The organism is Dyadobacter sp. AC419, assembly GCF_979253085.1.
Genome location: NZ_CEEDCD010000015.1, coordinates 1 through 26,432, shown reverse-complemented (window position 1 = coordinate 26,432; position 26,432 = coordinate 1). Strand labels below are relative to the sequence as shown.

At 46.0% G+C, this 26,432-nt stretch carries 32 protein-coding genes and 3 pseudogenes; 6 read left to right on the top strand and 29 right to left on the bottom strand.

Annotation, left to right across the window (positions count from 1 at the left end; all coding sequences use genetic code 11):
* Window positions 1-14 precede the first annotated feature (14 nt).
* The 17 genes and pseudogenes from AC0IYG_RS07305 to AC0IYG_RS07225 form a co-directional block, all read right to left on the bottom strand.
* Window positions 15-1,133, bottom strand: a complete 1,119-nt coding sequence (locus AC0IYG_RS07305) for an efflux RND transporter periplasmic adaptor subunit (protein WP_171036627.1) — start codon at window positions 1,131-1,133, stop codon at window positions 15-17.
* Window positions 1,134-1,141: 8 nt separating this feature from the next.
* Window positions 1,142-1,807, bottom strand: coding sequence for an efflux RND transporter permease subunit (locus AC0IYG_RS07300; RefSeq protein ID WP_471710875.1), 666 nt, complete (start codon window positions 1,805-1,807; stop codon window positions 1,142-1,144).
* A 169-nt stretch (window positions 1,808-1,976) separates the two neighbouring features.
* Window positions 1,977-2,327: an efflux RND transporter permease subunit gene (locus AC0IYG_RS07295; protein ID WP_471710444.1), complete on the bottom strand. Its 351-nt coding sequence runs from the start codon at window positions 2,325-2,327 to the stop codon at window positions 1,977-1,979.
* A 253-nt stretch (window positions 2,328-2,580) separates the two neighbouring features.
* Complete coding sequence (locus tag AC0IYG_RS07290) at window positions 2,581-3,774, bottom strand: efflux RND transporter permease subunit (protein WP_471710442.1); 1,194 nt, start codon at window positions 3,772-3,774, stop codon at window positions 2,581-2,583.
* The gene (locus AC0IYG_RS07285; RefSeq protein WP_471710440.1) at window positions 3,747-4,283 is read right to left on the bottom strand and encodes an efflux RND transporter permease subunit; all 537 of its coding nucleotides are present in this window, start codon (window positions 4,281-4,283) and stop codon (window positions 3,747-3,749) included. Before AC0IYG_RS07285 ends, AC0IYG_RS07290 begins: the two co-directional genes overlap by 28 nt.
* 48 nt (window positions 4,284-4,331) lie before the next feature.
* Window positions 4,332-5,096: a TolC family protein gene (locus AC0IYG_RS07280; RefSeq protein WP_471710439.1), complete on the bottom strand. Its 765-nt coding sequence runs from the start codon at window positions 5,094-5,096 to the stop codon at window positions 4,332-4,334.
* Window positions 5,097-5,155: 59 nt separating this feature from the next.
* A complete protein-coding gene (locus AC0IYG_RS07275; protein WP_471710438.1) occupies window positions 5,156-5,713 on the bottom strand; it encodes a hypothetical protein in 558 nt (185 codons plus the stop codon).
* Between the two features lie 86 nt (window positions 5,714-5,799).
* Complete coding sequence (locus AC0IYG_RS07270) at window positions 5,800-6,237, bottom strand: hypothetical protein (protein WP_471710437.1); 438 nt, start codon at window positions 6,235-6,237, stop codon at window positions 5,800-5,802.
* A gap of 141 nt (window positions 6,238-6,378) precedes the next feature.
* The gene (locus AC0IYG_RS07265) at window positions 6,379-6,879 is read right to left on the bottom strand and encodes a rhodanese-like domain-containing protein (protein ID WP_471710874.1); all 501 of its coding nucleotides are present in this window, start codon (window positions 6,877-6,879) and stop codon (window positions 6,379-6,381) included.
* 70 nt (window positions 6,880-6,949) lie between these two features.
* The gene (locus AC0IYG_RS07260) at window positions 6,950-7,750 is read right to left on the bottom strand and encodes an MBL fold metallo-hydrolase (RefSeq protein ID WP_471710436.1); all 801 of its coding nucleotides are present in this window, start codon (window positions 7,748-7,750) and stop codon (window positions 6,950-6,952) included.
* Window positions 7,751-7,785: 35 nt separating this feature from the next.
* The gene (locus AC0IYG_RS07255) at window positions 7,786-8,295 is read right to left on the bottom strand and encodes a DUF6691 family protein (protein ID WP_439556182.1); all 510 of its coding nucleotides are present in this window, start codon (window positions 8,293-8,295) and stop codon (window positions 7,786-7,788) included.
* 6 nt (window positions 8,296-8,301) lie between these two features.
* Window positions 8,302-8,922 carry a class I SAM-dependent methyltransferase gene (locus tag AC0IYG_RS07250; RefSeq protein WP_439556181.1) on the bottom strand — a complete coding sequence of 207 codons (621 nt, stop codon included), beginning with the start codon at window positions 8,920-8,922 and terminating at the stop codon, window positions 8,302-8,304.
* 4 nt (window positions 8,923-8,926) lie between these two features.
* A pseudogene (locus AC0IYG_RS07245) lies at window positions 8,927-9,492 on the bottom strand (YeeE/YedE family protein).
* Between the two features lie 20 nt (window positions 9,493-9,512).
* Complete coding sequence (locus AC0IYG_RS07240; protein WP_471710434.1) at window positions 9,513-9,779, bottom strand: rhodanese-like domain-containing protein; 267 nt, start codon at window positions 9,777-9,779, stop codon at window positions 9,513-9,515.
* A gap of 52 nt (window positions 9,780-9,831) precedes the next feature.
* Window positions 9,832-11,259: pseudogene (locus AC0IYG_RS07235) on the bottom strand (MBL fold metallo-hydrolase).
* A gap of 141 nt (window positions 11,260-11,400) precedes the next feature.
* Window positions 11,401-11,865: a sulfite exporter TauE/SafE family protein gene (locus AC0IYG_RS07230; RefSeq protein WP_471710432.1), complete on the bottom strand. Its 465-nt coding sequence runs from the start codon at window positions 11,863-11,865 to the stop codon at window positions 11,401-11,403.
* A gap of 65 nt (window positions 11,866-11,930) precedes the next feature.
* A complete protein-coding gene (locus AC0IYG_RS07225) occupies window positions 11,931-12,203 on the bottom strand; it encodes a TSUP family transporter (RefSeq protein ID WP_471710430.1) in 273 nt (90 codons plus the stop codon).
* Between the two features lie 178 nt (window positions 12,204-12,381).
* Between AC0IYG_RS07225 and AC0IYG_RS07220 the strand changes: the two genes are divergently transcribed.
* Window positions 12,382-13,026 (top strand): Crp/Fnr family transcriptional regulator, encoded by a 645-nt coding sequence (locus AC0IYG_RS07220; protein WP_471710429.1) that lies wholly within the window; start codon window positions 12,382-12,384, stop codon window positions 13,024-13,026.
* A 79-nt stretch (window positions 13,027-13,105) separates the two neighbouring features.
* On the opposite strand, the gene AC0IYG_RS07215 is transcribed toward AC0IYG_RS07220, so the two are convergent.
* The 9 genes from AC0IYG_RS07215 to AC0IYG_RS07175 all read right to left on the bottom strand — a co-directional run bounded on the left by AC0IYG_RS07215 (window position 13,106) and on the right by AC0IYG_RS07175 (window position 19,707).
* Window positions 13,106-13,270, bottom strand: a complete 165-nt coding sequence (locus tag AC0IYG_RS07215; RefSeq protein WP_439556175.1) for a lmo0937 family membrane protein — start codon at window positions 13,268-13,270, stop codon at window positions 13,106-13,108.
* 228 nt (window positions 13,271-13,498) lie between these two features.
* Window positions 13,499-13,894 carry a YidH family protein gene (locus AC0IYG_RS07210; protein ID WP_471710428.1) on the bottom strand — a complete coding sequence of 132 codons (396 nt, stop codon included), beginning with the start codon at window positions 13,892-13,894 and terminating at the stop codon, window positions 13,499-13,501.
* Window positions 13,895-14,265: 371 nt separating this feature from the next.
* A complete protein-coding gene (locus AC0IYG_RS07205; protein ID WP_471710426.1) occupies window positions 14,266-15,261 on the bottom strand; it encodes an efflux RND transporter periplasmic adaptor subunit in 996 nt (331 codons plus the stop codon).
* Between the two features lie 84 nt (window positions 15,262-15,345).
* Entirely contained in the window at window positions 15,346-16,494 is a 1,149-nt protein-coding gene (locus AC0IYG_RS07200; protein WP_471710425.1) for an efflux RND transporter permease subunit, read from the bottom strand.
* Window positions 16,491-17,009 (bottom strand): efflux RND transporter permease subunit, encoded by a 519-nt coding sequence (locus tag AC0IYG_RS07195; RefSeq protein ID WP_471710424.1) that lies wholly within the window; start codon window positions 17,007-17,009, stop codon window positions 16,491-16,493. Before AC0IYG_RS07195 ends, AC0IYG_RS07200 begins: the two co-directional genes overlap by 4 nt.
* Window positions 16,996-17,832: an efflux RND transporter permease subunit gene (locus tag AC0IYG_RS07190; RefSeq protein WP_471710423.1), complete on the bottom strand. Its 837-nt coding sequence runs from the start codon at window positions 17,830-17,832 to the stop codon at window positions 16,996-16,998. The genes AC0IYG_RS07195 and AC0IYG_RS07190 overlap by 14 nt, the downstream gene beginning before the upstream one ends.
* Window positions 17,829-18,359: an efflux RND transporter permease subunit gene (locus AC0IYG_RS07185; RefSeq protein ID WP_471710422.1), complete on the bottom strand. Its 531-nt coding sequence runs from the start codon at window positions 18,357-18,359 to the stop codon at window positions 17,829-17,831. Before AC0IYG_RS07185 ends, AC0IYG_RS07190 begins: the two co-directional genes overlap by 4 nt.
* Before the next feature lie 309 nt (window positions 18,360-18,668).
* Window positions 18,669-19,103, bottom strand: coding sequence for a hypothetical protein (locus AC0IYG_RS07180; protein WP_471710420.1), 435 nt, complete (start codon window positions 19,101-19,103; stop codon window positions 18,669-18,671).
* A 208-nt stretch (window positions 19,104-19,311) separates the two neighbouring features.
* The gene (locus AC0IYG_RS07175; RefSeq protein WP_471710419.1) at window positions 19,312-19,707 is read right to left on the bottom strand and encodes a hypothetical protein; all 396 of its coding nucleotides are present in this window, start codon (window positions 19,705-19,707) and stop codon (window positions 19,312-19,314) included.
* A gap of 440 nt (window positions 19,708-20,147) precedes the next feature.
* Between AC0IYG_RS07175 and AC0IYG_RS07170 the strand changes: the two are divergent.
* The 5 genes and pseudogenes from AC0IYG_RS07170 to AC0IYG_RS07150 all read left to right on the top strand — a co-directional run bounded on the left by AC0IYG_RS07170 (window position 20,148) and on the right by AC0IYG_RS07150 (window position 23,036).
* Window positions 20,148-20,827: pseudogene (locus AC0IYG_RS07170) on the top strand (response regulator transcription factor).
* Window positions 20,824-21,315, top strand: coding sequence for a hypothetical protein (locus tag AC0IYG_RS07165; protein WP_471710418.1), 492 nt, complete (start codon window positions 20,824-20,826; stop codon window positions 21,313-21,315). Before AC0IYG_RS07170 ends, AC0IYG_RS07165 begins: the two are co-directional and overlap by 4 nt.
* The gene (locus AC0IYG_RS07160) at window positions 21,312-21,542 is read left to right on the top strand and encodes a HAMP domain-containing protein (RefSeq protein ID WP_471710417.1); all 231 of its coding nucleotides are present in this window, start codon (window positions 21,312-21,314) and stop codon (window positions 21,540-21,542) included. Before AC0IYG_RS07165 ends, AC0IYG_RS07160 begins: the two co-directional genes overlap by 4 nt.
* Before the next feature lie 85 nt (window positions 21,543-21,627).
* Complete coding sequence (locus AC0IYG_RS07155) at window positions 21,628-22,197, top strand: sensor histidine kinase (protein WP_471710415.1); 570 nt, start codon at window positions 21,628-21,630, stop codon at window positions 22,195-22,197.
* Window positions 22,198-22,295: 98 nt separating this feature from the next.
* On the top strand, window positions 22,296-23,036 hold the full coding sequence (locus tag AC0IYG_RS07150; protein ID WP_082218086.1) for a hypothetical protein: 741 nt from the start codon (window positions 22,296-22,298) through the stop codon (window positions 23,034-23,036).
* Between the two features lie 124 nt (window positions 23,037-23,160).
* On the opposite strand, the gene AC0IYG_RS07145 is transcribed toward AC0IYG_RS07150, so the two are convergent.
* The 3 genes from AC0IYG_RS07145 to AC0IYG_RS07135 form a co-directional block, all read right to left on the bottom strand.
* The gene (locus AC0IYG_RS07145) at window positions 23,161-23,424 is read right to left on the bottom strand and encodes a hypothetical protein (protein WP_082218085.1); all 264 of its coding nucleotides are present in this window, start codon (window positions 23,422-23,424) and stop codon (window positions 23,161-23,163) included.
* A gap of 866 nt (window positions 23,425-24,290) precedes the next feature.
* Window positions 24,291-24,788, bottom strand: a complete 498-nt coding sequence (locus AC0IYG_RS07140; protein WP_471710413.1) for a DUF2490 domain-containing protein — start codon at window positions 24,786-24,788, stop codon at window positions 24,291-24,293.
* A 470-nt stretch (window positions 24,789-25,258) separates the two neighbouring features.
* A complete protein-coding gene (locus AC0IYG_RS07135; protein ID WP_471710411.1) occupies window positions 25,259-25,558 on the bottom strand; it encodes a hypothetical protein in 300 nt (99 codons plus the stop codon).
* Between the last annotated feature and the right edge of the window lie 874 nt (window positions 25,559-26,432).

Genomic DNA, 26,432 nt, shown 5'->3' with positions numbered 1-26,432 from the left:
TCTATTTTAAAGTGTTATTTAATTTTAACCTTACCGGCATTGAGCAGCTCTTCGCTGCCAATTTTGACAATCTGGTCTTTTCGATCCAGCTCGCCAAATACCTCCTGGACCGAATCCCGTCTTGTTCCCTCACTGATGGGCACTTTTCTGACCGCCTGGTTTTCCACACGCAATACGAATGTTCCCGACTGCGCGTGCACGATGCTGCTGGCAGGCACCCATAAAGTAGAATCTGGACGCCTTAGCTTCATCGTTACCTGGGCATACTCCCCTCCATCCAAGGAATTATCCTTGTTTTCCACATCAAATTCAGCGGTTACCGAGCGGTTCTGCTGCTGTAAAACCTGGCTTTTCCTGGATAGAACAGACGTAAACATTTTCCCAGGCAGATTGGAAACCGTAAAGCTGGCCATGGCATTTTTTCCAACAGACTGTGCATGTTTTTCCGGAATTGCAACAGTCAGCCTTAGCTTTTTGTTCTGGGCAATAACCAGCAGCGGTGTTGTATTATTTTCCCCCACCAAGGCTCCCACTGATACATTCCTTTCCACTACTACGCCATCGAATGGCGCAATAATTTTTAGATATTCTTCGATCTGTCCAAAGGATTGGGCACTCGATATAGCAGATTGATACGCAGCACTGTCACTTCTTAGTTTGCTTTTAGCCCTATCCAGCTCGATGGCGGCAACAGAACCGTCCTTTTGGGTAGCTTTCAAAACCCTTTCATACATCTGACGGCTCAGCTGAAAATCTTCATAGAACTTCTGCTGGTCAGACCTGGCTGACTGAAAGCGTTGTGAGACCTCCGGAGCTTCTAAGATGGCAAGTACCTGTCCTTTCTTGACTACACTGCCACGGTCAACATGGATGTTTTTTACAAAGCCCTTGACCTTTGCAAATAGGCTGACCTGTTCATAAGGTTTTAGCTCACCTGGCAACGCCAGCGTGTAGTCTGGCTGGTCTTTCACTGGACTGATTACCTGCACGCTCACAGGGCCTTTCACATTTGGCTTGCTTTGGCTGTCTGTTTCTGGTTTGCTATCGCAGCCATTTATACCAGCACTTATCAGGGCTAGGCCCAGAAAGAGAACGGTTGAATTTTTATGAGTTGTCATCATGTTTGACAGCATTGTCCTATTCATTTAGTGATTGCAATTAATTGAGCCTCGGTGTCGTCCGGATCCAGTGATGGACTTTCTCGGCCTGTTTTACGCATCGCCCATGTAAAAAGGTGCGGCATAACCAAAAGCACAGTAAGCGTGGACAAAAGAAGGCCACCGATTACAGCCTGTCCCAGCGGGGCGACCTGCTCGCCGCCATCTCCCATGCCCGAAGCCATCGGGACCATACCGGCAATCATAGCCAGCGTCGTCATCACGATGGGCCGCAGGCGCGAGGATGCCGCAGCAAGGCCTGCCTGCCGTGCCTGCATCCCCATGTACAACCTGTTATGCTCAGCCTCGTTGATTAGAAGCACCGCATTAGAAACAGATACACCCACCGACATGATAATACCCATGTAGGACTGTAAATTAAGTGTGCTGCCAAATAACAAAAGCATCAGGATACTTCCACCGATCACAGCTGGCACGACAGCAAGTATCATCGCAGATATTTTAAAGGACTGATAATAAGCTGTCAGCATCAAAAAGATCACCACAATTGCAACCACCAAACCGGTCTGGAGTCCCGACATCGTCTCATCCAGCAGCTGCATGAGCCCTTCGCTTGAAACAATTACCCCGCGTGGTGCATCACCCGCATCCGCCAGAACTTGTTTGACTGCGCCGGAAGCGCTACCCAGATCTTTTTGGTAGGTATTGGCTAGTATAGTAACATATCCTGGTTCGATCCCTGCCGGTTTACCTGTCCTGCTTGCTTAACCATTTCCAGGCTGGCCACGTCTTCGAGTACCGGTCGCGGCTCGCCCGATTTGAGAGGAATAGAGCGAAGTTTGTCCCAGCGAGCCCATATCAGATTCCGGTATCTGCACCTGCCACCTGAAATACTAGACCTGACTTAGGATCAACCCAACAGGTTTTTATTGGTAAAACGGGTTGATGATGTGCGGCAATAGCCAGCGCCCGTGAGACGTCTTCCATAGTCAGACCAAATTGGGCTGCAAGCTGCCTGTCTACATTGATCTTTACACTCGGATAATTGACCGGCTCGGCAATACGAACATCTCTTAAAAAAGGGATTTTATCCATTTCCCCTTTCAACTTCAACGCATACTGATTAGCAGCTTTTAGCTGCCCTGCTGCAACTTTGATCTGTATGGGAGTCATGGCCCCCTGGCTCATAATCTTTTCAACAAGCTCCATAGGCTCAAAGTTGATTTTCAGCTCAGGCAGCTCTTTTTTTACTTGTGACCTGATCCTTTCCTTACGAGTGCTGAAATGGACTCTTTAAAAATCGTCTGATCAATCGAAATCTGCAAAACCGCTTCATGCGAACCACTGGTGAACAGAAAGATGGGATTAATAGCGGTAGCCGATGGCTGAAGGCCTACAAAGGCAGAGCTGATTTTAATCGAATTTTCAGGCAGTGCCTGCTGGATGATACCCGTCACTTTTTTTAGGTATGCTTCTGTATTTTCAAGCCTGTTGCCCTCGGGGGCGACAATCCGTAGCTGTATATCACCGCTGTTGCTAGCTGGTAAAATATCAGTTCCGACTGCCAGAAAAGAGTGCCGCCACCATAACACCTACTGCAAGCGCATAGACCGTCAAAACAGCTACGGGCCTGCCTTGCAAACGGCGGGTCAGCAATAAAATATCGGGACTTAAAAGCGTCAAACCATGTCCGCTTTGCGCCTTTAACCCTGTGATGGGCTTTTAGCTTTTCTGGTTTCATTAGCCAGTTTGCCATGATGGGAACAAATGTCTGGGAAGCCAGAAAAGAGGCGATCATAGCAAAAGCCACAGCCAAAGAGAGCGGCATAAACATATCTTTTGGAATGCCACTCATCATAAATGAAGGGATCAGTACCGCTAGTATACAGAGCAGAATTAAAAGCTTAGGGACCGAAATTTCAAGCAGTGCATCCAGGATAGCCCTTTTTTTGGGTTTATCCATTTCAAAATGCTGATGGATATTTTCAATGGTTACCGTAGCTTCATCTACCAGGATCCCAATGGCAAGCGCAAGACCGCTCAAAGTCATCACATTGATGGTTTGACCGAGCATGTATAGCATAATCACAGCGGAAAGGATCGCGATGGGTATGGTCATTACCACAATCAATGATCCACGCGAATCTCCCAGAAAAAGAAATACCATCAGCCCTGTTAGCAGCGCCCCTAAAATGCCTTCGTGGATCAGGTTTTCAAGTGAACGCTCGATATAACCCGACTGGTCGAAAACATACCGTATATCTACATCTTCCGGCAAGGCTGCTTTCAGCATGGGTATGGCAGCTTTCAGGTTTTCAACCACTTTGAGCGTAGACGCATCTGATTTTTTGATCACAGGCAAATACACAGACCGTTTGCCGTTGATGATCGCATAGCCGGTGGTGATATCGGCCGCATCTTCTACACTGGCAATATCTTTGACATATACATTGGTCCCTGAACCCTTCCGGATTGGAATATCTAAAAATTCCTGTGGATCATTGGCAATCGAGTTAAGCGGGCTCATCAAATTTTGGTTGCCGATCCGGATGTTTCCAGCAGGGGCCGGAAAATTATTCTTGGCTATTGCAGTAGTGACTTCTTCCGCTGAAAGCCCGTAGGACTGCATCAGATCGGAATTAACCTTGACAACCATCGTACGGATATTACCACCGAAAGGTGCAGGGGCCGTATCACACCAGGGATGGACACAAACATCGGCCTGATCTTGGTCAGGGCCATATTTTGAAGCTCAGTGATTGATCTTTGAGGGCTTTCGAACACCAGCTGCCCGATCGGGATCGAGCTGCCATCAAAGCGCACGACCTGAGGCGGCACTGCTCCAGGTGGCAGAAAGCCCATAGCCCTGGAAACCTGGGTTGAAACCTCGCCAGAAGCCTGCGCCATATCGGTACCAGGGTAAAATGTCAATTTCATCAGCGTAAAACCCTGGATACTTTTAAAGTCAATATCCTTGACACCGCTTACAAATATGAGCACTTTCTGAAACTCGTTGGCCATAAAACCATCCATATAGGCTGGTGATAGCCCACCATAGGGCATAGCAATATAGATGACCGGAAGTTCGACCCTAGGGAATATATCCACATTGATCTTGCGGATCGCCGTGAAAGAAAAGTAAGCTATACCAATAACAGCTACCATTATCGATAAAGGTCTTCGCAAAGCAAGCCTTATAATATTCATCGTATTCTATTTAAATTGGTTTTGCAGATAGGAAAAATCGCCCGATGCCTCCGAGCGGACCAGAACCTGCTCCCATAGTTGACTATGGGCATCGATATTGGTTTTCTCTGCTTGCTGTAAGATCAACTGGATCTGCAATAGTTCTGTCAAACTGATCAGCCCATTCTCATATCTTGATAAATAAAGCTCGTAAGCCAGCCTGGCGTTTTTAACCGCTGCATTAATGCTGCTGATTTGTTTTAGTTGTCCTTCAATACGTTTTGAGGCCGAACTCTGCCGTGTGTTCAGATCAAGTTTTTGAACATCATAATTTGCCTGGCGTGACCTAACCTTTGACAATATACGTTTCTTCTCTAAGTTACTGTTAGATGCATTGGTTATGTTCCAAGTAACAGCCACACCCAGCAGGTAGTTGGTGGACCCGTTTGCGTAGCCATCTAAAACTCCATTTTCCACAAAGCCATCCTGACTAATACCGCTGCCCCTCAGGGCTAGTCCTCCAAGTGCTGAAAATGATGGTAGCGCCTGGCGGCCAGCGAGCTCAGCCTGGGTCTGGCCATACCTTACAGCATCATCAAGTACTTGCAAGTATGGGTGACCAGGCTCTATCACGCCGCCTTGCATTACAGGAGCCGGGGCCAGGTAAGGCTGATAATATAGCGCCTGGGCTGTGTCCACCTCAGGTGCGAGTTCAATTAGCGCTTGCAGGTCTGAGCTTAATTTTGCTTGCCACGACTCTTGCTCTGCATCCGTCTGCAAATAAGCAGACAAGGCAAGTGAACTGTCCGCTCCCGGCTTCTAAGCCTGCCACAGCCAGACTTGCCGATAACTCAAAGATTTGTTTTGTACCGTGCTTCATTTTGAAGTGCCCATTGCAAATTGACTTTACTGTTTAACAGCTTCAAAAACAATTGGGTAGATCTGGTTTTAAGCCTAAGCTGTTCAGCGCTGAGCTCGTTTGTCGCCTGATCGATACCCAGATCAGCAGCTTTGATGGAAAGATTTTTGCGGCCAAATTCGAAGAACTTCCAATCTGCTACAACCGATCCGAAGGTATTGAATGCTGCTGACGGCTGGCGTGGTTGCCCTGAGGCCCGGCCATTGATATTAATCACGCCAGGAAGTGGAAAAAATGCACCGCTGCTGCTGGCATAGGTCCCCATCGAATTTTGGAGCTGCAATTGCACATTGGGCATATAGGCATTATTCCGGGTGAGCCTCTTAGTGAATCTGGATTCATCCAGCTGCGCTTGTTTTGAGCTTAATGATGGATAATCGGAAAGGGTCATTTCCCAAATTTTGGTAAGTCCCAAACTGGATTGTGCATGCAAGGACGAGCTGACAAACATCACGAAAATGCTTGACAGACAAAGCTTAAGCCTTATCATATTAAATCTATTAAATTTAAAACTGCGGCATCAACAAGGGTAAAATCTTGTTAGTACCAATAAAAAGTTAGATTTATTATGTAGGCTCAAATCAGAAGATATCTGTTTTTGATGTAGATGGGAATGCCAGTTTTGGCAAGTAAAACTTTAAAGTGATGCGCCAAGGGGCTGTGCACATCTCCCAGGAATCTAGCGAATATCAGCAGAAATGGCAGATACGACAATGTAAAGAACTCAGCCGCCGGCAAGGTAGCCGTATCTGATGTGGTACTAAGGTGCTGATCAGCATAAGCAGAGTTGTTATGAATTCCACAAGGCTCATGCTGGGTCACCGTAGTAGCAACAGGTAAACCTTTATCGATTCTCTGCGTGGTATTCTCTTTGCTTAAGTGATCTAGAAGTGCATCACGCAAAGATTTTTTAATTTGACAGTTGGACAACAAAAACAAAATAAAAAACAAGAAGACCACCGCCCTGACAGGCTTGCGTCCTTGAACTTGATGTTTTATACTGAATTGTTTCACTGTAAAATCAAATATTGCAAGTGGAAGTTATATCAGATCAGGTCTCCCGACCGCTTGCTTTAATATTGTTAACGCAAACGATCGGGTTTTTAGTGAATCAAAAGTCAGTTTTTTTTTAAAATGCTCTCGGAAGATTAATCACTAATCAACAGCAGGCTGCTCATCAAACTCTTTGATGTGTTCTCCAATGTCATATACGGCTTTGCCTTCCCCAATTAACGAAGCAATCAATGAGCTGCCAATAGCGCTTCGGTATCCACCCGCGCAGTGTACTGCAATCGGCTTATCATGAGGGATTTCATCAATCCTGCTTTTCAAATCGGCCAGCGGAATCGAAATACTACTACTGAAAATTGGATTCTCAGATACTTCCGAGCTGTTTCTTACATCAACAATGGTGTATTTGTCCTGATGATCCCTAAAATCTTCCAGGTCCAAAGGCTGAATAGTTTGCTTCCCACCGTTTAATACAAAAGCTTCCTTGATCTTGGCTTCATATCCGATGGATGCTGTGCGCTTAATAAGCTCTTTTAAAGTTTCTAAATTCTGGGCAGCAAGGTAAAACTGCTCCGAAGGATCAATCATGCTCCCCAGCCAGGTTTCGAACTTGGCTCCGTCCATAATATTAATGGATCCGGCCAGATGCCCGTTTTTAAAATCCTGTTGGTCGCGGCTATCTACAACCCATAGATCAGGATCTAATTGCTCAACCTTACTTTGCCCGAATGATGAAGCCGGCTTTTACTTTACCAATACTGTCCCCAAATGCTGGTGCACCTTTTTTATTCAGATCGACATCAAAAGGAAAATAGCCTGGAATAAAGGGCTGATCAGAGCTTAATTGTTGTACAAAGGCTTCCTGACTCATGGGTTGCAGGGACCAGTTCTCTCTCTTTTGCTCTCCCATGCTGCTGCTGGCAGCATCACTCAGCGCTTTTCCGCATAAAGTGCCCGCTCCATGCGCCGGATAGAGGATCACATCATCAGGTAATGGAAGTAGTTTTTTGCGAAGTGAATCATACATTTTAGCTGCCAGTCTGTTGCGCTGCGCGTCCATGTCTTTGCCAGTTCCTCTCAAATCCGGACGGCCACAATCGCCAATGAACAGCGTATCCCCACTGAACAAATATTTAGGTTTGCCATCATGTTCTAAAAGAACGGATATGCTGTCATCCGAATGGCCTGGTGTGTTAATAGCTTTCAATATGATTTTGCCAAAAGCTAATGTGTCTCCTTCGTCAAAAGGCGTCAAAGTGTAAGCAGCGTCAATTTTTCGGCTCGCATAAATGGCAGCACCAGTGGTCTGGGCAATTTCCAGATGACTGCTGACGAAGTCGGCATGTGAATGCGTTTCTATTACAGCGATAATCTGGGCTTGATGCTCTTTTGCAAACGCATAATAAGGCTCTGGATTCCGGGCCGGATCGATTAATACCATTTTTGATTCGCATTCACTTAGGATGGCATAACTGTAATGTGCCAAGTATTTATCTTCGAATTGTCGTATTTTCATAACAAAATCTTTTTTAATTCAACTCTTTACTGAAACTAATGAGGTAATTGATCCCTAAACCGGCCATACACCCAGGTTCCTGCCACTGCGCTAATTAGCGTGACGATTACAACAGTTGCCCCCATACCAATCTGTGCAAACAAAGGCCCCGGACAAGCGCCGGTCAAAGCCCAGCCCAGCCCAAATAATAGGCCTCCATAAATTTGGCCTTTATTGAACTTCTTATCGGTGAAGATGATAGCTTCCCCTGAAATGGTTTTGATCCGGTACCGTTTGATAAGCCACACTGAAATCATTCCGACCAGTACGGCGCTTCCAATAATGCCGTACATATGAAACGATTGCAGCCTGAACATTTCCTGGATCCTAAACCAGCTGATCACTTCTGCTTTCACAAATAGTACGCCAAAAAGTAATCCAACCACAAGGTATTTTAAGTTATAATACCATTTATGTTGTTTTTGGCTTTCATTGATACATATTGAATCCGTTGTACGGATGTCATGCTCACTTTGTGAGCTGTGAGCTATTGATAAATTTGCCATTCTCTTTTACTGTTTTACTTTAATGAAATCCGCAAAAAGGAAATCCTGATTTGTTTGAAAAGGGGTAATATGCCCCGCATAAAAATGTGTATTTACGGCAAACGAATCTTTAAAGACATCGGCAAGTGCAGTCATATCGTACTGACTCACCGGCAATCCACTGCATTTCTGAGGGCCGGACAAAGAAAAAGTGCCCAAAATCATATGCCCTTTTGCGACCGCGTTTTCAGCGATGCGCTTATATTGGGCTTTCTGCTCAGCAGTGATCAGGAAGTGAAACACCGCCCTGTCGTGCCAGATTGCGTATTGTCTTTCCGGTGTAAAATCCAGTATGTCGACCACCAGCCAGGTAACCTGCTCAGACTTTGCTCCAAGCCTTTTTTGGGCTTTCTCTATCGCCTTGGCTGAAATATCCAAAACTGTTATATCCGAGTAACCTTCCAGCAATAAATAATCTACAAGCAGGCTGTCGCCGCCACCAATGTCAATGATTGCACTATCTTTCGCGGTATTTGTATCCTGAATCAGGGCCAATGAATGCGCTGGCTTCTGTTCTGTCCAGCTTAACTGCTCTGGTGAGCTGGTACCATAAATATTTTCCCAATGTGCTTTTAAGTTATCTTTCATCTGCTTACATCATTAATATGAAAGGCAATATCCAGTTTGCCATTACAAATCCGCCAATCATAAAACATACTGTTGCAACCAGCGAGGGCCATTGCAGGGTAGCAAGTCCCATAATCGCGTGACCGCTCGTGCAGCCACCCGCGTAGCGCGCACCAAACCCTACCAGAAACCCACCACCAACCATCATGATAAAACCGGGCAGCGTCAAAAGTTTATTCCAACTTACCAGCTCAACAGGCACGAGCGATGAAAAATCAGTAACACCATAAATGCTCAGCTCTTTTTACCAATGATGGGTTCAGCTGGACTGGCGCGGTGTTGGCCAGAAATGTCACCGCTATCATCCCTCCCAAAAAGATACCCAGCACAAAAAACATATTCCACAACTCCTTTTTCCAATCGTATTGAAAAAACGGGATTTTAGCCGGAACGCACATGGCGCAAACATGCCGGAGCGATGATGAAATCCCAAAGGACTTATTACCCAGGTATTTAAAGTGCAGGCACTGTTAGCCCGATCAGCGGCCCGGCCACATACCATGGCCAGGGCTGTTTTATTATTTCCAGCATAATAGTTTAAAGGTGTTTTTTTATTGAATTTTTTGTCTGAGCTTATCCCAGGCCCCGCCGTTATAAACCTGGACCCCGGCCATTTTTAATATCCCTTCTGCCAGCCCACTGCGCGTGCCGCTACGACAACAGGTAATGACAGGCTTTCCATATTTTTTCAAAAATGATGCTTTGTCGCTTATCTTATCAAGCGGAATATTAATGCTCTCATCAATATGGCCCGATGCGAATTCCTCAGGGCTACGCACGTCAACGATCAGTGCCCCGTGCCCGACAAGGCCTTTCAAGTCTGTTTTATTATGTCCGAAAAAACAATGACATAATTCCCATGATCTTATCTTACAATAGTGTACTTGGACAAACATAATTGCTTACTTCAAGCTTGCCTGAATCCTTAATTGCCTTAAAACCTCCCCTGACATCGATCAGATTGTCATATCCCCGTGCTTTGAGTACTGAATTAAAGATCATCGACCGGTAACCGCCGGCGCAGTGTACGAAGTACGTTTTGTTTTTATCGATCTGCGCCAGGTGATCATTGATATAATCCAGGGGGATATTTTCTGCATCCAACATATGCTCAGAGGAACTCACTTGCCTTACGTACGTCCAGCACGCACCGATGGCAAGGGTCAATTTTCAAGCGCTGACTCTATCTGGTCAGCGGTTACTGACTGGATCTGGCTGGTTTCTTTACCGGCTTTGACCCAGGCATCGATCCCGCCTTTTAAATATCCGATCGTATGGTCATAGCCCACACGCGCAAGACGGGTCACCACTTCTTCTTCCCTACCCTGCTCAGTAATAATCAATATGCTTTGTTTGATGTCGGGAATAAGCGCTCCAACCCAGGGAGCAAAGCCGCCATTTATCCCGATGTTGATCGAGTCTCAGGCACGAACCCTTTTGCAAAGATTTCTGCATCCCGGGTATCAAGGACGACCGCGCCAGTTTGGTTTGCCACCGCCTCAAAAGCCGCCGCATCCAAAGCCTGGGGCTCCCCTTTCAAGAACCCTGTCAATGCTTTCGTAGCCATTGACATTCATCAAAACGTTCTCGGGAAAATAAGCAGGGGGTGGCATCAGGCCACCCGTAACTTCTTCGACAAATTCTTCCCTGGTCATATCCGGTCTGAGGGCATAGTTGGAGGTTTTCTGGCTACCCAATGTATCGGTTGTTTCCTTGCTCATGTTTTTACCGCACGCACTTCCTGCGCCGTGGGCCGGATAGACAATAATATCATCAGCAAGCGGCATAATCTTATTTCGCAAGGAATCAAACAGATGCTCTGCCAGCTTTTCTTGTGTCAGTCCGGCGGATACCTTTTGTGCCAGATCAGGACGCCCAACATCACCAATGAACAGGGTATCCCCTGTAAAAATGCCGAACCTGTTTTCCCTGCTGATCACTTAAAAGATAACAGGTGCTTTCCATGGTGTGCCCTGGCGTATGCAATACTGTAAGCGACACATCGCCCACTTTCAGAACCTGGCCGTCCACGGCTACAAGAGCATCAAAGCCGGGTTTAGCGGTCGGACCAAAAACGATTTGCGCACCTGTTTTTTCAGCCAGGTCAATATGGCCTGATACAAAATCCGCATGAAAATGCGTTTCCAGGACAAATTTTATTTTTGCCCCATTTTGTTCTGCACGGTTGATATAGGGCTCAACTTCACGCAGTGGGTCGATTACGACAGCTTCCCCATTGCTTTCGATATAATAGGCTCCTTGCGAGAGGCAGCCGGTATAAATTTGCTCAATTTTCATAGTGATGGTCTTTTGATTTTTCAAACCTTTTTGAATTAACTATACAAATTTCAGGATGTTTAGCTGGCCGGTCAGTGACAAGAGTCACATTGCGGGGAAAAAATGAAAATCATTTCACCTGCTTGGCCAGTAATTGAAAATTTATTTGAGATGTATCAGCTCGGAGGATATAATGTAAATCCCCATCACCAGCACAAACCAGCCAAACCCTTTTTTCAAAGAAGTAGCATTAACCCTTTTGGCTAGGATGCCCCCGATTAAAATCCCTGCCATGGCAATACCAGTAATTTTCAGTAGAAAAGCCCAGTCAATCACAAAATGTCCTATATCCCCTGCAAAACCAATCAGCGAATTAAGCGCGATAATCAGAAGCGAAGTGCCCACAGCTTCCTTCATAGGCATACCCAGGATCAATACCAAGGTCGGTATCAGCAAAAACCCGCCGCCTGCTCCCAGAAAGCCCGTAGTAAGTCCAATACCGATGCCACTTAAAAGCATCCGGGCAATATTACCTTTTAAGTCGCACTCCAAACACCCCGGTTTTCGCTCCTTGCTCTTGATCATGCCTACCGATGCCGCCACCATCAGCACAGCAAAGAGTACCATCGTCAGTAAAGGTTCGGTGATCTGAAAGGCTCCAATGCTAAAAAGATCATGGGGCACCAAGGGAATTAAAAACTTACCGCGGTCAGGAAAACCGTTGTGATCGATGTGCTTCCGAACAGCAGTGCAGTTTTGATTTTGACTGCGCCTTTACGGTAATTGCTATATGCCCCGACAAGACTGGTTGATCCGACAATGAACAGCGAGTACGATGTTGATACCAAAGGACTAATACCGAACATATAGACCAGGACAGGGACAGTCAAAATGGAGCCGCCCCCGCCGATCATACCCAATGAGATACCAATAAATACAGACGCTATGTAGGCGATGATTTCCATTTTTTTGCATTGTTTATGCTGCAAAAATCAGAAGTGTCAAGCGCCGGGAAAGTGATAAAGGTCACATATGGGAAATAATATTTGTTATGTCCCCAAGCTTTTAGAAACAAACATCTCGGAACCTTTTAGTTCGCATTTTTTTTATGACTTTATGCCCCGCTTAATCATTTAGCTAGTTATGAGTGAAGATATTTCCTACTTTCTCGACACCGTTTTCCCGGATTTCGAACCTGAATTAAAACAGCACCTGATCCGGGAATGCAGCCTGAAAACGATTCCAGCGGGAGAAGTAATCATGCGGGCCGGACAGTACATTAAACATACCTTGCTTATTGGAAGCGGGAAAGTGAAACTTTACCGTCAGGGTGATGATGGGCAGGAAGCCTTTATCTATGATCTGGAACCGGGAAGCGCATGCGCCTTGTCCATGATCTGTAATACCAAACAAGAGGCTAGTGAGATCATGGCCAAAGCCCTGGAAGATACCGTTGCAATTCTGATCCCGATCCAGTTAATGGACGAGCTGATGCAAAAATATAAAACCTGGTACTACTTTGTCATCGCCAACTACCGGGCCCGCTTTGAAGAGCTGCTGGTGGTATTTGACAATGTAGTATTTAAGGGCATGGATGAAAGGCTGGAATTTTACCTAAAAAATCGGTTTAGCACTACTAAGACCAGTCAGATTTTAATTACCCATCATCAGATTGCCAATGATCTCAATACTTCTCGGGAAGTCATATCAAGATTGTTAAAAAAAATGGAACAGGATCAAAAAATAAGACTTCAAAGAAATAGTATAGAATGGGTTACCCGGATGTAATTTACTTGATCTCCCAACTCTGATTTATTGAGACACTTCCAGCTAACATGCAATATTTCGGTAGGTTTGTAATTACCTTTTAACCTCGAATTACTCTGAGAAGAATAGCTACAACCGCTATCACAAGCAAATAATGAAAGATGTTGCCCATCCCAAAGCCGTCAAATCCAAGATACCCGATCAGCCAAAGGATTATTAATATCAGGGCGAGCGTCGATAGTATGTTTCCAATAATATCTTTCAAAAGTATTGACAGTTAAATAAAACGGCAGTCTGAGACAGCCATCTGTATTAAAATTAGCGAGATACGCAGTGCTGTTGTTGGGACCAAAATAAACACCTATTTGCCGACCGCTTTTCCCTGACAAGATATCTCTGTGATCATCGGCAATTTTGGGTAATTCTTATAAAAGGGTAAAAAGCTTGAATTAAAATCAATCTTCAACCATTTTGTATAATACCTATGCCGACATTATACACTCTGTAATAGATATGCAATCAGCAGAATGCTAATCAGGAAAATAACCCCAGTCAACACTGTGGTAAGTACTGTAGTGGGTTTGTACTCTCCGGTCTCGAGCTGCCTTTCAGTCCTGCGGTATTGTAAGAAAGCAAACAGGATGGAAAGCGTACCCAGGCCGACCAGAATAATTCCGATTATCGATGAATAGCCATGAGAGGGCGCAGTTACTTTCGTATGCAATACAAAACCAATCTGTTTAACGAAAAGCGAAAATTTTACTACCACAAAGCCAAAAGCCATGATGCCGATGCCAGTTCTAACCCAAGCCAGATAAGTCCGCTCGTTGGCAAGGTGGTCATTGGGCTTAAATGGTGATAGATTATCTTTTTCTTTATCGGTGTTCATCTACGAGATTTCTTAGGGTTTAATAAGTATTATTATGTGCCTCATAAAGTCCATACAACTTCCGAATATAGATCAGATAATTTATCGATCAATAGGGTTAGCTACTTCATAGTATTGCTGCTCACTAATACTGCCCTGATTGTATTGCACCAGTAAATTATCCAGTTCCTTTTTAATCTGGGATTTCAGACATCTTCCTTTTCTGCTTTGCTCGCAGTCTACGTTTATTTCTGCTTTTGTTTGAAGTAAGGACGGTCGAAAGATAATGAACCCAAAAACACACTACACCCAAAATAAGCAGGCATAATAGATCAAGTAGTATCATGGTAATGACAAGTTAGAGATCCAAGTAACTTCAAATTTCCCTCGCTCTAATTCATGGCAACCTGCGCCCCATCTTTCATATCATTTCGTGGATTGACAATAATTTGGTCGCCATCCCGAAGCGCGCCAAAAACTTCTGTCATCTCATCCGATTGCATGCCTTTACGGACTTCAACAAACTGGGCTTTTCCCTGATTGACCTTAATCACATACTGCCCTTCTGTCGATGTGACGACCGCTTCTGCTGGCACGGTAAGAGCACCCTGTGTACCTTCCGGAGTGAAGACAACTTCGGCGAACATACCAGGCTTAATTCCCCCTTTGGCATTTGCTACATCTATTTCAATAGTCTCTGAGCGGAATTTTTGGTTCATATTTCCAGAGCGGCGGCTGACCTTACCCTTGAATTGCTCGCCAGGCATTGCATTAACTGTGAAACTGACCTGCTTTCCTTGCTTTAATCCAACGCTATATGTCTCAGGCACATCTACGACCAACCTAAGCCGGTTTTGCTGCTGGAGCATCAGCATCGGCCCTTGCAGGCGCACTCCGGAGCCAACCAACGCACCAGGGTGAACATTCCTTTCCGTAATGACGCCATCGAAGGGCGCGCGCACTGTAAGATAAGATTTGATCTTGGTAAGCGCATTAAAGTTAGCCTGCTCCCCCATCGCCGCTGCACTGTCTGCCATCATTTTCGCATTGGCGCTTTCCAGGTCCAGCGCTGACACAGATCCACGGATGCCGGCACTGGCTTTTAGCCTTTTGTAATGCTCGTGACTAGCCACCAGCATGGCTTTTGCTTTTAGGTAATTGGAGCGGGCTGCTACCAACTGCTCTTCGGTTTCAGGAGCCTCCAAGACCATCAACACCTGCCCTTTGCGGACATTGCTACCACGGTCTACAAGCACTTTTTCTACGAACCCGTCTGCTTTTGGGTAGATGCTCACTTCCTGAAAAGCCATGAATTCGCCAGGCAGCTGAACGTGCTGGCCTACTTTCGCAGAGCTTACCATCCCAAGCTTTACAGCTGGTTTGCTCACGCTTTTTTCTGTGTTTTAGTGTCGGCAGACTCTGAGGACGAGCAAGCGCTGAACACGGTTAGCCCAATTGCAAGGGCAAGACAATTATATGCTATGTTTTTCATAAGTAGTTTGGTCTGAGTGCCCATTGACATGCAAATCTGATGGAGTGGGTAGCGCGTTTTCAAGGGGTAAAAGGGATGGATCTTTATAAGCTGTTTTATTTTGTAAAAACACATATACCTGGGGTACGATGTAAAGGGCTGCCAGCGTCGAAGCGATCAGCCCGCCGATGACCGCGCGACCAAGTGGGGCAACTTGTTCTCCGGCTTCCCCGGTTCCCAAAGCCATTGGCACCATACCTGCCACCATGGCAAAGCTGGTCATTAACACTGGCCTTAAACGCACACCTGCACTTTCTAATGCTGCCCGGCGCACGTCGCGGTACTCCCATCGCAGCCGCTCGGCATTGGTTACGATCAGGATCGCATTGGCAACGGAAATACCCGTTGACATAATGATACCCATGTAAGATTGCAGGTTTAGTGTACTGCCAGTCAATAGCAGAAATGCAATTGAGCCCACGATTACGGCTGGCACTGTTGAAAGGATCACCAGCGACAACTTAAATGATTGGTAGTTAGCAGCCAAAAGCAAAAAGATCACCACAATTGCAATGCCCAGTCCAAGTTGCAAGCTGTCCAGTGTTTCGGTCAAAAGCGATGACATTCCCTTTACTTCTGTTACCAGACCTTTGGGAGCCGCTCCCAACCCTGTGATTACTTTTTCAACTGATCGGGTGGCACTACCCAAATCCTGGTGATGGATGTTGGCTGAAACGGTTACAAAGCGCCGCGGCCCGATACGGGCGTATTCCCCTGGAAGTGTATCAACCGAAAAGGTTGCCACATCGGCTAGCACCGGTCTGGGCTGACCTGCTACCAGCGGGATTTCCTGTAACTGGGCCATGTTTCGCATCGCAAATTCTGGGATCTGGACCTGCACCTGGTAAGTATAGGCTGCCTTTTGATCGAGCCACTGGTTTTTTTCGGTGTAGCGGCTCGATGATGTTGAAGCCGTGATCGATCGCGCGGTTTGCTGTAAGCTCAGTCCCATTGTTGCCAGTTTCTGACGGTCGAGTTTAATATTGATGACCGGGAATTTAAGCGGTTGAATAATACGTACATCCCGCAGATGATCCTGCTGTGACAACCCCTTCACGAGTTTATTTGCATAGCCTTCAATTTCTTTCATATCCCTTCCTGCAACCTGTACTTCTGCGTAGGTCTAAAAGCCCCGCCACTCATGAGCTTTTCAGTCAAATCAGCTGGTTCGAATGACAATGTAATCTCTGGCATCTGTTCGGCTACGGCCATTCGGATCCTTTCTTTCAAATCCTGCATATTGGTTTTATACTCAGGATCAAGGCCAACTTTGATCACCGCGTCATTGGGGCCGCTCGTGCTTACATATAAATTAGTAGTCGCGTAGTTGGTAGGAACAACGCCCACATAAGCAGACGAAATCGCCAGGTGGTCATCAGAAGCCTGGTTGACCAATGCCAACAGCTCACTTACCTTCTCCTCGGTCCGTTCAAGCCTTGTCCCATCGGGTGTTTTCATGCGGATCACCATTTGGCCGGAATTCAGCTGCGGAAGCATGTCTTTCCCAATCCAGACGAATCCTGCTGCCGCCAACGCAAAAACGACAACGAGATAAGCTCCAACAACGAGTTTGTTGCTTTTGACAAAACGCTCATTCTGGCGCATGAAGCCGCCCCTTACCCCTATCAAAAAAAGTAACCTTACGCTCGGCACCAGCGGATTTCTCATGCACATGCTCTTTGAGCATCCAATTAGCAAGGATCGGCACCAGGCTCTGAGCCAGGAAATAGGATACCGTCATGGCAAAACCAATCGAAAGCGACAGCGGCAAGAACATCGCCCTGGGAACGCCCGACATAATAAAAGAAGGCGCAAAGACGGCAATAATACAAAGCAGGATCAGCAGCAACGGCAGGGCTACTTCCTTACAGGCATCGTAAATAGCCTGTTTCTGGGGCTTGCCCATCTCAATGTGCTGGTGAATGTTTTCAATGGTCACCGTGGCCTGATCTACCAACACGCCTATGGCTAGTGCCAAGCCCGACAAAGTCATGATGTTGATCGTTTGACCTGCAAGGCTTAGCATTAGCACGGCGGCGACGATAGAGACAGGGATCGTAATGATTACAATCAGCGAAGAGCGCCAGTCGCCCAGAAACAATAGTACCATTAGGCCTGTCAGAATTGCGCCCAGCCCTCCCTCAAACAGAAGGCTTTTTACAGAATTGATTACAAAAATGGACTGGTCGAATTCGTAAGCTACTTCAATGTCGTCGGGAAGCAGACTGCGCATTTCGGGAAGCCTGGCTTTTAATGCTGTCACCACATCCCATGTGGATGCGTCAGCGGTTTTCACAACCGGAATGTAAGAAGAGGATCGGCTGCCATTGACCAGGGCGTACCCAGCCGTCACATCCGATGCATCAGCCACATTACCCAAATCACGAAGGAACACGGTCCGGTGCCCGTCTGTGGTGACGGGGATCATGGCCGAAGTCTGAGACCTGATCTTCCAGCGAGTTGAGCGTCGTTATGTGCGAGTGTATTGCCAATCCGGATGTTACCAGAAGGGGTCATCGCGTTATTGGCAGCAAGGGCTTCCACTACTTCGTCAGGCGAAATGTTTAGGCTGCGGATTTTCTGCGGGTCAAGGTTGATGACGATCGTGCGCGAGTTGGTACCGATCGGTGGCGGCGCAGTAAGTCCGGGAACGGTTGAAAATAGTGGCCTGATCCGGGTAACGGCCAGTTCGTGGATCTCTTTAAGCGAGCGTGTTTTACTGCTGAATACCAAATCACCAATCGGAACTGACGATGCATCATAACGCACTACCTGTGGGGGCAATGCGCCGGGGGGAAAGAACTTCATCGCCCGGTTGACCTGGATAGCAACTTCGGCTGCGGCCTGGGCCATGTCGCTGCCTTCGTAAAAAGCCAGCTTGACAACAGTAAGCCCTTGGACGCTTTTGCTGGAAATTTCTTTGATACCGCCAATGTACAGGAACTGGTCCTGCATACGGGTAGCAAAGAAACCTTCATCTGCGCAGGAGACATACCCCCGTAAGGTTCGATCACATAAATCACCGGTGAGTTAAGCCGTGGAAAAATATCAATCGGTATGCGGCTAGCCGACATAACCGAGAAAACAACAAGCCCCGCAATAAGTACCATGACTGATATAGGGCGTTTTAATGAAGCTGATAGCATATTTATACAGGGTTATGGACGCCTGAAAAGATCAAAAAATGGTTCAAAATCACTGGTAGCATAGGCCTTTTCCAGTCTGACTGCCACGGCGCGGCGCTGCACGTCGATCACCTGCCGCTCAACCCTGGTCAAAAGCTGCAAAGCATCGGTGATACCCAAGAGCATTTTCGATCCCATTATTATAAAGTGACATGCGTTGCCGGGTAGGCAAGCGGTAGCGGCATCTTACCGTGACGGGAAGCTCACGCAGGGAAAGTCGGATGGACGACATTACAGAGTCTGCCATCGCTAGTGTGTTTTGCAGTTGCACCTGCTCGACAGTCAAGAGGCTTGCCGCTTCGCGCACACGCCACTGCTGCTGGATAGCGCGTGTTTTGACCCTTTTGAAATCAATGAGGTTGACCGTTGCGGCCAGTCCCACTAAAAAATTAGTACGGCTATAGCCGAAGCCCTGACGGATTGGGCCGAAGTTATTATCAATATCAAGGCTGGTTCCTCTTGCTGAGACAGCAGTAAGCAGCGTAACCCGGGGCAGAGCAGATTTACGGATCATGTCGATCTCTGCATTCTGACGGGTAAGCAGGTTACTGCGGTATCTGAGCAGTGGATGCGATGTCGGCGCTCTGTACTTGGAGCAGGCTCTCCCAGCAGCAAACCACCATTGAAGGTGGTATCCACTTCCAGCTCATTTACCTGACGGCCCGTGAGTGTTGCCAGCTGGACATTGGCCCTACGGTACTCTTCCTGCATCTGATAGTAGCTCAGCTTGGCGCGTGATAGCTCGACAGAAGCCAGTGAAGAATCCAGTCCCGGCCGGATGCCGTTTTGTACCAGGTTATTGATAATACGCCTGACTGTATCAACCCTGGCCAGGTTCTGCTGCTCGATTTTGAGGTTTTGCCTGAGCCATACCAAATCCAGATAGGTTTTAATAACGACCTGGCGAAGTCCAAACTGCTCGCGTTCCAGTCCCGCACTCCCCTACTGGCGATGTCGGCATTGGCCAGTTTATTTTCGGCCCCAAAGCGGCCAAAGTTATAGATCTCCCAGTCGGCAGAAGCCAGTGCCCAGATTGCCCGAAGCCAGATCAGATGCGTTTTCGGGTCTTCTTCACGACCAGACGCGCGGAACAATAAGGCCCATCGAAAAGTAAGCATCCCGAAAGCCCGTTGGCTGTTCCCAGGTTAACCTGGTCATGCAATTTGACATTAGGAAGCCGGTTATCACGCAGCACCTGCAAATTGGCACGGAAGGCTTCAAGCGCAGATCTTTGCGCTGCCAGCGTAGGATAATGGTTGACCGTCGTCCTTCAACGGCTCCCTCCAAACTCAGGGTTTGCCCCCAGAGCAGGTGGATGCCGGTAAAAGACGAGCGTTACAAAAAGGGTTAAGGATTTTTAGACAGCGGCTCATAGCTTTAATATCGAGTAGCGCCTTGTTTGGCGCCGGGGTACATCTTACTGGCTTCAAATTAAAGGTGCACCTGGTTAGAGGGTGGTGAGAAGGTTATTAGAATTTGGTGAGAAGGGCCCGTTTTTAACGATATTCTAAATCCCGATCCCTAATTTTACTCCGTCAAATAGCCAGAAAATAACAGCATGAATGTCTTAGTTGTTGAAGATGACCTGGAACTTACGCAGTTCATTCAGAAAGGGTTGCAGTCAGAGGGTGCGACCGTTGCGATAGCATTCGATGGGGTGATCGGAAGAAGTATGGTCAATGAGAACAAGTTTGACGTTGTTGTGCTAGACGTGAATTTGCCTGGATTGAACGGTTACGACCTTTGCAGGTTCATTAAGCAGAACTGGCCAGCCGTGCCGGTGATCATGCTGACGGCCCTGGGAAGCCTTGATAACAAAGTGATGGGTTTTGAAGCGGGTGCTGACGACTACTTGGCAAAGCCTTTTGCCTTTAAAGAACTGCTTTTTCGTTTGAAGGCCTTGGCAAGACGTCATCCATCGCGGGCTCCCAGGCCCAAGCGGCTGCAACTTCTTGACCTGGAAGTAGAAACGGATTCACACCGGGTTTGGCGCGCTGGCGAAAGGGTCGAGCTGACTGCCAGAGAATATGCGCTTTTGGAATACTTTATGCTCAACCAAGGGGAAGGTCATCAACCGTGTGGATCTGTCTTGAAAATGTCTGGGATGTACATTTTAATACCAACACAAACGTAGTTGATGTGTATGTGAACTACCTGCGCCGCAAGATCGACAAGTCGGAACCGCGCCTGCTACATACTGTGTTCGGGGTCGGCTATTTGATGGGGCCGGAGCCATGAGTACTAAGCAACGCATTACCATCGTTTTTGGCTTTCTGGTAGCGGCTCTGTTGCTAGTCTTTTCAATCTTCATTTACCAGGCTTATGAATCTTACCGACAGTCGCTGATGCGTAACCGCCTTCCGCGCAGGGCAGTGGCTGGACAATTATATTTTGAAAACCGCCTTGAATTTCATCGTTCCAGCTACCTGACCCTTCCCGACCAGCACGAATTTTTGGTAGATAGCAGCAACAAGGTTATTTATGAGTCTTCGGGAACGAGTGATTATAAGCTTACCTCGGAACTCCTTAATGAAGCCCGCGAGCAAGAAGTCTATTTCAGTTATAAATCCAGACCCTTAAAAAGGGTTAAAGAAGGTATTGCCTTGTCCTTTAAAGTGGATGGAAAGCGTTACGTCTCTGTTGTCACGGCGCACGATCTTAGCGGGATACAAGCAAGTGAGAGCCTTTTTTTATTCTGGCCAGCGGCAATATTATTCTGCTGGTGATTGTTGCTTTTGCCGGGTTTTTCTTTGCGCGCCGCGCAGTGCGACCCTTCGACGAGCTGATCGCTCAGATGGACCCGGCGGCAGTGAGCGACTTTTCATTCCGGTTGCAGGGCCGCAAAGGTGCTGATGAAGCTGCATATCTGGCAAATTCCTTTAATGAGCTGCTAAGCCGTTTAAACGCACTGGCTATCAGTCAGGAGCATTTTGTTTCCTACGCGTCCACATGAGATCCGCACACCCCTAACAGTTGTAAAGGGAATCCTTGAAACCTCGCTGGCTTACGATAAGCAGCTAGCCGATGTCCAGCAAAGTATGGAAAAGGCGCTGGTTCGCTTAGAAGGTGCTATCGAGCTTGCCAACTCACTGCTGCATTTAGCGGAAGTCGAAGGTTTGCAGTCTGCAAGAGTCCGCGATGAAATTAACATCGTCGATACGGTGCTGGATACAATCACCTACTTTGGTGAGAAGCGGCCAGACCAGCAAATTGACCTGGTACTGACAGATACCTTTACCCAGCAAAGTTCTAATCTTAGGATTCTAGGGAATGCGACGCTACTGCGTACGGTTCTGACTAATATCCTGGATAACGCAAGCAAATACTCACGGCAAGAGCCAGTGGAGCTAAAAGTTGATTTAGAACCTTCGTGGGTCATTATTACAGTCACTGATCTGGGTATCGGCATCCCGGGCGCTGAGCTAGATGATGTGTTTTTACCGATGATGCGGGCTGGTAATGTGGGAAATGTGCCAGGCTTTGGTTTAGGGCTCACCATTGCAAAGAAGATTATCGACATACACAAAGGGCAGCTTAGTGTAAAATCCATGAAAGACAAGGGCACCGCCGTTTCAATAAGACTGTCTGCTCTGCCGCTGGCAGATTAGCGCGCTGCTTGCCTGCTAATATATCTTTAAAATAAGCTTTCACCTGATTTGCATCACCCATAGTGGCGCATTGTCCCCCCTTGTCAATGATGATAGATATGCCTGAAACTTTACTGCTAGTCAAAACGCCATTTGAAAAATCGCTCGCTCAGCGCATTAATTATGCTTGCTCTATTCTCGAAATCGTAAGCGCGTCCCAAATCTATGTGCCAAAGCGTGAAATGGATGCTACGGATGGATTACAAAAGTCGCTTGAAGCCTACTCACGAGTTAATACCCACTATTTTAATGTGTTTGAAAAATATTTTAAGGCAGCCACCGAGCGCAAATCGCTGATCAAAGGTGCAGGCCAAAGTGTAAAGCGAACTGCGCAGTTGATAAACCGGTGTATGATCAGTGATCTTACAATCGATCATGCCCGGCGCAAACAAATTAGTGCCCTTTACCGTAGGATCTACGCACAAAACCGTCTGAATGCACCTTATGACTTTTCCAGGCCATCTCACAATCAGGACATTCAAGATTACTTTCATAGTAATCAAGTGATACTCGATGTTTTCAAAGAGATGGTTGCTCAGCTTGATACGTATATATTTTCGGGGCAAAAGCAGCAGTTTTCACTCCCGCATTGTTACCTGCTGATTTCAGAAATGGAAATGTTTAATGCAGAGATAAGCCTGCTCACTGGCAAACTGAATGTACTCAACACTGAAAGGCTTGAAATTTTTGATCGGATTGCAGAGCGGTGCGAGGCTATTTGCAATAGAAGCCGGTTCATATTCGGCGCTAGCTCGCCTACATTCAAGCTTATTAAAAGGCGCAGGTTATCAGTCAGATAGGCCAACCCTTGGTTTCGCTGTATTGATTAATTATCAATGCTGCCAGAATTTTTGAATAACCCTGCCATGTTTGGTTTATCAGTATCGTACTACTTTTCAGGATATCTTAATATAAACCGAGGGCTTAACTGGCTTCTTCCTGCAAAAGATCTGCCAGTTGGTCAATCAAAGCATCACTTTGCTCGCAGTATTGTTTCTCACTTAAAAGGCCTTTATTGTAACGTGACAATAGACCATCCAGCTGGCTTTCTACCCTGTACCTGCTTCTACTACAGGCATGTTTTGTACCGCCTACCATAGCATGCTGTCTGGCAATTTCCAGGTGATTGGCAATTAAAAAAAAGACAACCCCCGTGGACAGTATAATCAGCAGGTCGACAAGTATCATAGCATTCCAGGTAATGACTGGTAGCAAGCGCTGCCACTGCTACTGCAAATTGGTGGACTCATAGAACTTCCTGTATTTAGGGCTACACGCCCATATCTTGTAGCATGATCGAGCACATCCGCTTCAAAATACTCCCTATACCTTGCAAAACGCCCAGCACAACACAGACAGCGAAAATAAACGGCAAAAAGATCAACCATCTTAGCGCCATCGTAGCATTGAATTTTCTAATGTTCCTGCCCATGTCTAATACATAAAGGTAACAATAATAAATATAATTTATAAAGGAAATACTTGCTCTTCGTAATTCAATTACTTGTAAGAGCTCTATCAACTATAACTCCAAAATGAACGGCGTAATAACACATGTAATTAAAAGGCTGCCCTATAATCATCCAATGGCTTAATGAGATGAAGATGCCCACAATTGACTTAATGCTGCTAACTGTTATCAACCAAGTGCTAGATGATCTCTCTGAGCCATCTGTTCACTTTCTTGTACACGCAGAATACTCCTTTACTGATGGCATAGATCCTATTTATGGACCAATTTTCTTGAACAGAATTCATAGACATTCTTGAGGTCACCCAATCAGGTATAAACTGTAAGGTCCATGTCAACAAATCCGCAGATGATTCAGATTTTTTAATCAGAATACCGTATCAGAAAATTTGGAAAATATCGCGCTTCTATTCGCTGGATTTTAAAGATGAATACATCTTGTACATGAAAGGGTAAACTAAAAACATCATCAGTCGTACCTTTGCTTGGGGTTGACCCAGAAGCAAGTCCCAACCATGGTTTACCTGGGATATCCAAACGTTTCTATTTTTCATCAAGCAGGTTTTTAACTGTAATTCCGGCCTTATATACTTAGAAACCATCCAATAGTTAACCACAGTTGGTGGGATCTAACCACCTGTGAAAATCCATTCACACGGTATTCTAAACCAAGCTCAATTTTATTATCATCGGTTGCATTGTATCCCAGGGCAAGTGATGCACGGATCTCCAAATCTGCTTCTTTGTCTGACCAAAGGGCCAGATATTCGTTATTGACTTTCCCATAAAATTCCTTTGGATCAATCTGCTGGCCGCTTAACGGCGACTCACCTCCAAAGCGGTACCGAAGCCTGAATTCTGGTGGACTCCCATCACTAAACGTCTCATCCAAGACAACTCTATGGGCGATAATCAAGACTTCCAGCTCTTTTACGTTACTAAACTGTTGTATAAGGCGATGCGTAAATTGGCCGTCCTCTAACCTGGCCAGGTACCCCCCACCTATTGTATTGTCTGCTGAAATCTTTTTGGTAAGTACCCAGCTTAGATCCGTTCTTTCATATTTCAACTGCTGATTCAATCAGCGCTCGCGCCTGTTTTCTCGAAAAATTTCTCTTGCCTCCAATTTCGTGTTCAACTTCCAGTTTTCTGCAGACTTGAGCGTCTGACATGAGTTGGGGAATTGGCCCAGCCTTTTGTAACTGGCCTGACCAAAAGCGGTTGCACTAGTTAATACAAATAAAAAACAACCAGAAAGGGCTTGTACATCAATAAATCAAGTTATCAGTGTTGCGTTGTACAACTTCCTTAATGCTAACGATTGTCCCGTCATTTTCAGAAAGTACTTCATAATAGCGCTCAACTTTGCGGCGAGACCCTTTCAAGATAATTTACCCCATAACGGACCAGAACACCCTTTACAGCAATGTCTGCAAGCAAAGATTCTTTAAGATGTGCTCGGGTCCCTTCCAATGCAATTGGGTCTTTACAATTTTATAACGTGAAAAGGATTTGCTTAGGAATGTTTCAGTTTTGCTTTTCCCACTTGATTCATTTTACCAATACTTGACAATATTTCAACATCCTGAATTTCTCGGATTCGTCGAACTCGATGCTGTAACGTTTGCCTGAATATTTCAACTTGGCTTCTACCGACTTTCCGGTCAGACTCTCTTCGCCATACCAATGGATTTTTGACTTCTTAAACACCGAGGAAACAAAATCAATTGCCTTTGCAGGAACAGCCTTGTGCTTGATGCTGAACTCGCGTTCATACTTTTGTTGTCCTAGGCAAGGTGTACAAAAAAACCAGGCAATCAGGCCAAAGATGATTCGATTATAAAATTCCATACTAATCATGAGATATTATTTCAGGCACTCAGGTACTGGCTAGGATACGGCGTTGGAATCTAAATATAAAACTATGTACCACATGCATTTACTTTGTCTGGTGACCAGCTCAATAAAAAACCTAATATTCTTTGCAAAACCGTCACACTAATCAATCGTGGAATATTACTACTACTAACTACCTTTATCCGCCCTGATAATTCTTCCCATACTGTGAGAAGCTTCCGATTGATTTGAAGGTTATCGAGCAATTTAAAGAGAAAAGCCTAAGAGAAGGATCCTGGCCATCTAATCGCGTACCTTTACGGTGCTAAAAAGCAGGATACCTAACCTAATAGCCATGTTCTTCCAAGCAGAAAGAAATGTTAACATAAAATAAAAAAGCGAATTTGTGACAATCTCAACTAGAAAACATACTAACAATAAAAATGCTCTTGAAACTCAGTACTTATGTCTGTTGAAAAAGATTTTATCAGAAACGATCCAGGAAAACACTGGTATAATCAATAGTATTTGCAACACTTATTTTTCCAGATCTGATGATTTCAAAGATGCCAGGCAGGATGTCATTTGCCAGCTCAGGCGTTGCCTTGCGCAACATTACGAGGTGATTCAAGGAAGGAGTCAGGCACGCTAGATTTACAGGGTAGCCCTTAACACAATTTTAGCCAAGAGGAAAAAGGATCACAACTTGGCTCGCAGCTAGATGCAAATCGGTGCTCGCGACTTGCACACTCGACCCTGATTTTCATCTTGCGCTGATGCCGAGCGCAGATTTTGCCCAGGAATTTGCCTGGTTGGTCAGCACCCTCAAAGAAGGATTGTGACAAGGCTATTATCATCCTTTTGGCCGAAGGATATTCCGGATGAGAAT

Coding starts and splice junctions, on each gene's coding strand:
- AC0IYG_RS07200 (WP_471710425.1), bottom strand. CDS start 16,494: ATGAAAGAAATTGAAGGCTATGCAAATAAACTCGTGAAGGGGTTGTCA.
- AC0IYG_RS07190 (WP_471710423.1), bottom strand. CDS start 17,832: ATGATCCCCGTCACCACAGACGGGCACCGGACCGTGTTCCTTCGTGAT.
- AC0IYG_RS07165 (WP_471710418.1), top strand. CDS start 20,824: ATGAGTACTAAGCAACGCATTACCATCGTTTTTGGCTTTCTGGTAGCG.
- AC0IYG_RS07285 (WP_471710440.1), bottom strand. CDS start 4,283: ATGGTAGCTGTTATTGGTATAGCTTACTTTTCTTTCACGGCGATCCGC.
- AC0IYG_RS07135 (WP_471710411.1), bottom strand. CDS start 25,558: ATGGAATTTTATAATCGAATCATCTTTGGCCTGATTGCCTGGTTTTTT.
- AC0IYG_RS07195 (WP_471710424.1), bottom strand. CDS start 17,009: ATGCGCCAGAATGAGCGTTTTGTCAAAAGCAACAAACTCGTTGTTGGA.
- AC0IYG_RS07225 (WP_471710430.1), bottom strand. CDS start 12,203: ATGGAAATCATCGCCTACATAGCGTCTGTATTTATTGGTATCTCATTG.
- AC0IYG_RS07150 (WP_082218086.1), top strand. CDS start 22,296: ATGCCTGAAACTTTACTGCTAGTCAAAACGCCATTTGAAAAATCGCTC.
- AC0IYG_RS07180 (WP_471710420.1), bottom strand. CDS start 19,103: ATGATCCGTAAATCTGCTCTGCCCCGGGTTACGCTGCTTACTGCTGTC.
- AC0IYG_RS07260 (WP_471710436.1), bottom strand. CDS start 7,750: ATGAAAATACGACAATTCGAAGATAAATACTTGGCACATTACAGTTAT.
- AC0IYG_RS07175 (WP_471710419.1), bottom strand. CDS start 19,707: ATGCTTACTTTTCGATGGGCCTTATTGTTCCGCGCGTCTGGTCGTGAA.
- AC0IYG_RS07250 (WP_439556181.1), bottom strand. CDS start 8,922: ATGAAAGATAACTTAAAAGCACATTGGGAAAATATTTATGGTACCAGC.
- AC0IYG_RS07255 (WP_439556182.1), bottom strand. CDS start 8,295: ATGGCAAATTTATCAATAGCTCACAGCTCACAAAGTGAGCATGACATC.
- AC0IYG_RS07290 (WP_471710442.1), bottom strand. CDS start 3,774: ATGGTTGTCAAGGTTAATTCCGATCTGATGCAGTCCTACGGGCTTTCA.
- AC0IYG_RS07275 (WP_471710438.1), bottom strand. CDS start 5,713: ATGATAAGGCTTAAGCTTTGTCTGTCAAGCATTTTCGTGATGTTTGTC.
- AC0IYG_RS07305 (WP_171036627.1), bottom strand. CDS start 1,133: ATGCTGTCAAACATGATGACAACTCATAAAAATTCAACCGTTCTCTTT.
- AC0IYG_RS07230 (WP_471710432.1), bottom strand. CDS start 11,865: ATGGTACTCTTTGCTGTGCTGATGGTGGCGGCATCGGTAGGCATGATC.
- AC0IYG_RS07155 (WP_471710415.1), top strand. CDS start 21,628: ATGGAAAAGGCGCTGGTTCGCTTAGAAGGTGCTATCGAGCTTGCCAAC.
- AC0IYG_RS07295 (WP_471710444.1), bottom strand. CDS start 2,327: ATGGAGCTTGTTGAAAAGATTATGAGCCAGGGGGCCATGACTCCCATA.
- AC0IYG_RS07185 (WP_471710422.1), bottom strand. CDS start 18,359: ATGCAGGACCAGTTCCTGTACATTGGCGGTATCAAAGAAATTTCCAGC.
- AC0IYG_RS07145 (WP_082218085.1), bottom strand. CDS start 23,424: ATGATACTTGTCGACCTGCTGATTATACTGTCCACGGGGGTTGTCTTT.
- AC0IYG_RS07220 (WP_471710429.1), top strand. CDS start 12,382: ATGAGTGAAGATATTTCCTACTTTCTCGACACCGTTTTCCCGGATTTC.
- AC0IYG_RS07210 (WP_471710428.1), bottom strand. CDS start 13,894: ATGAACACCGATAAAGAAAAAGATAATCTATCACCATTTAAGCCCAAT.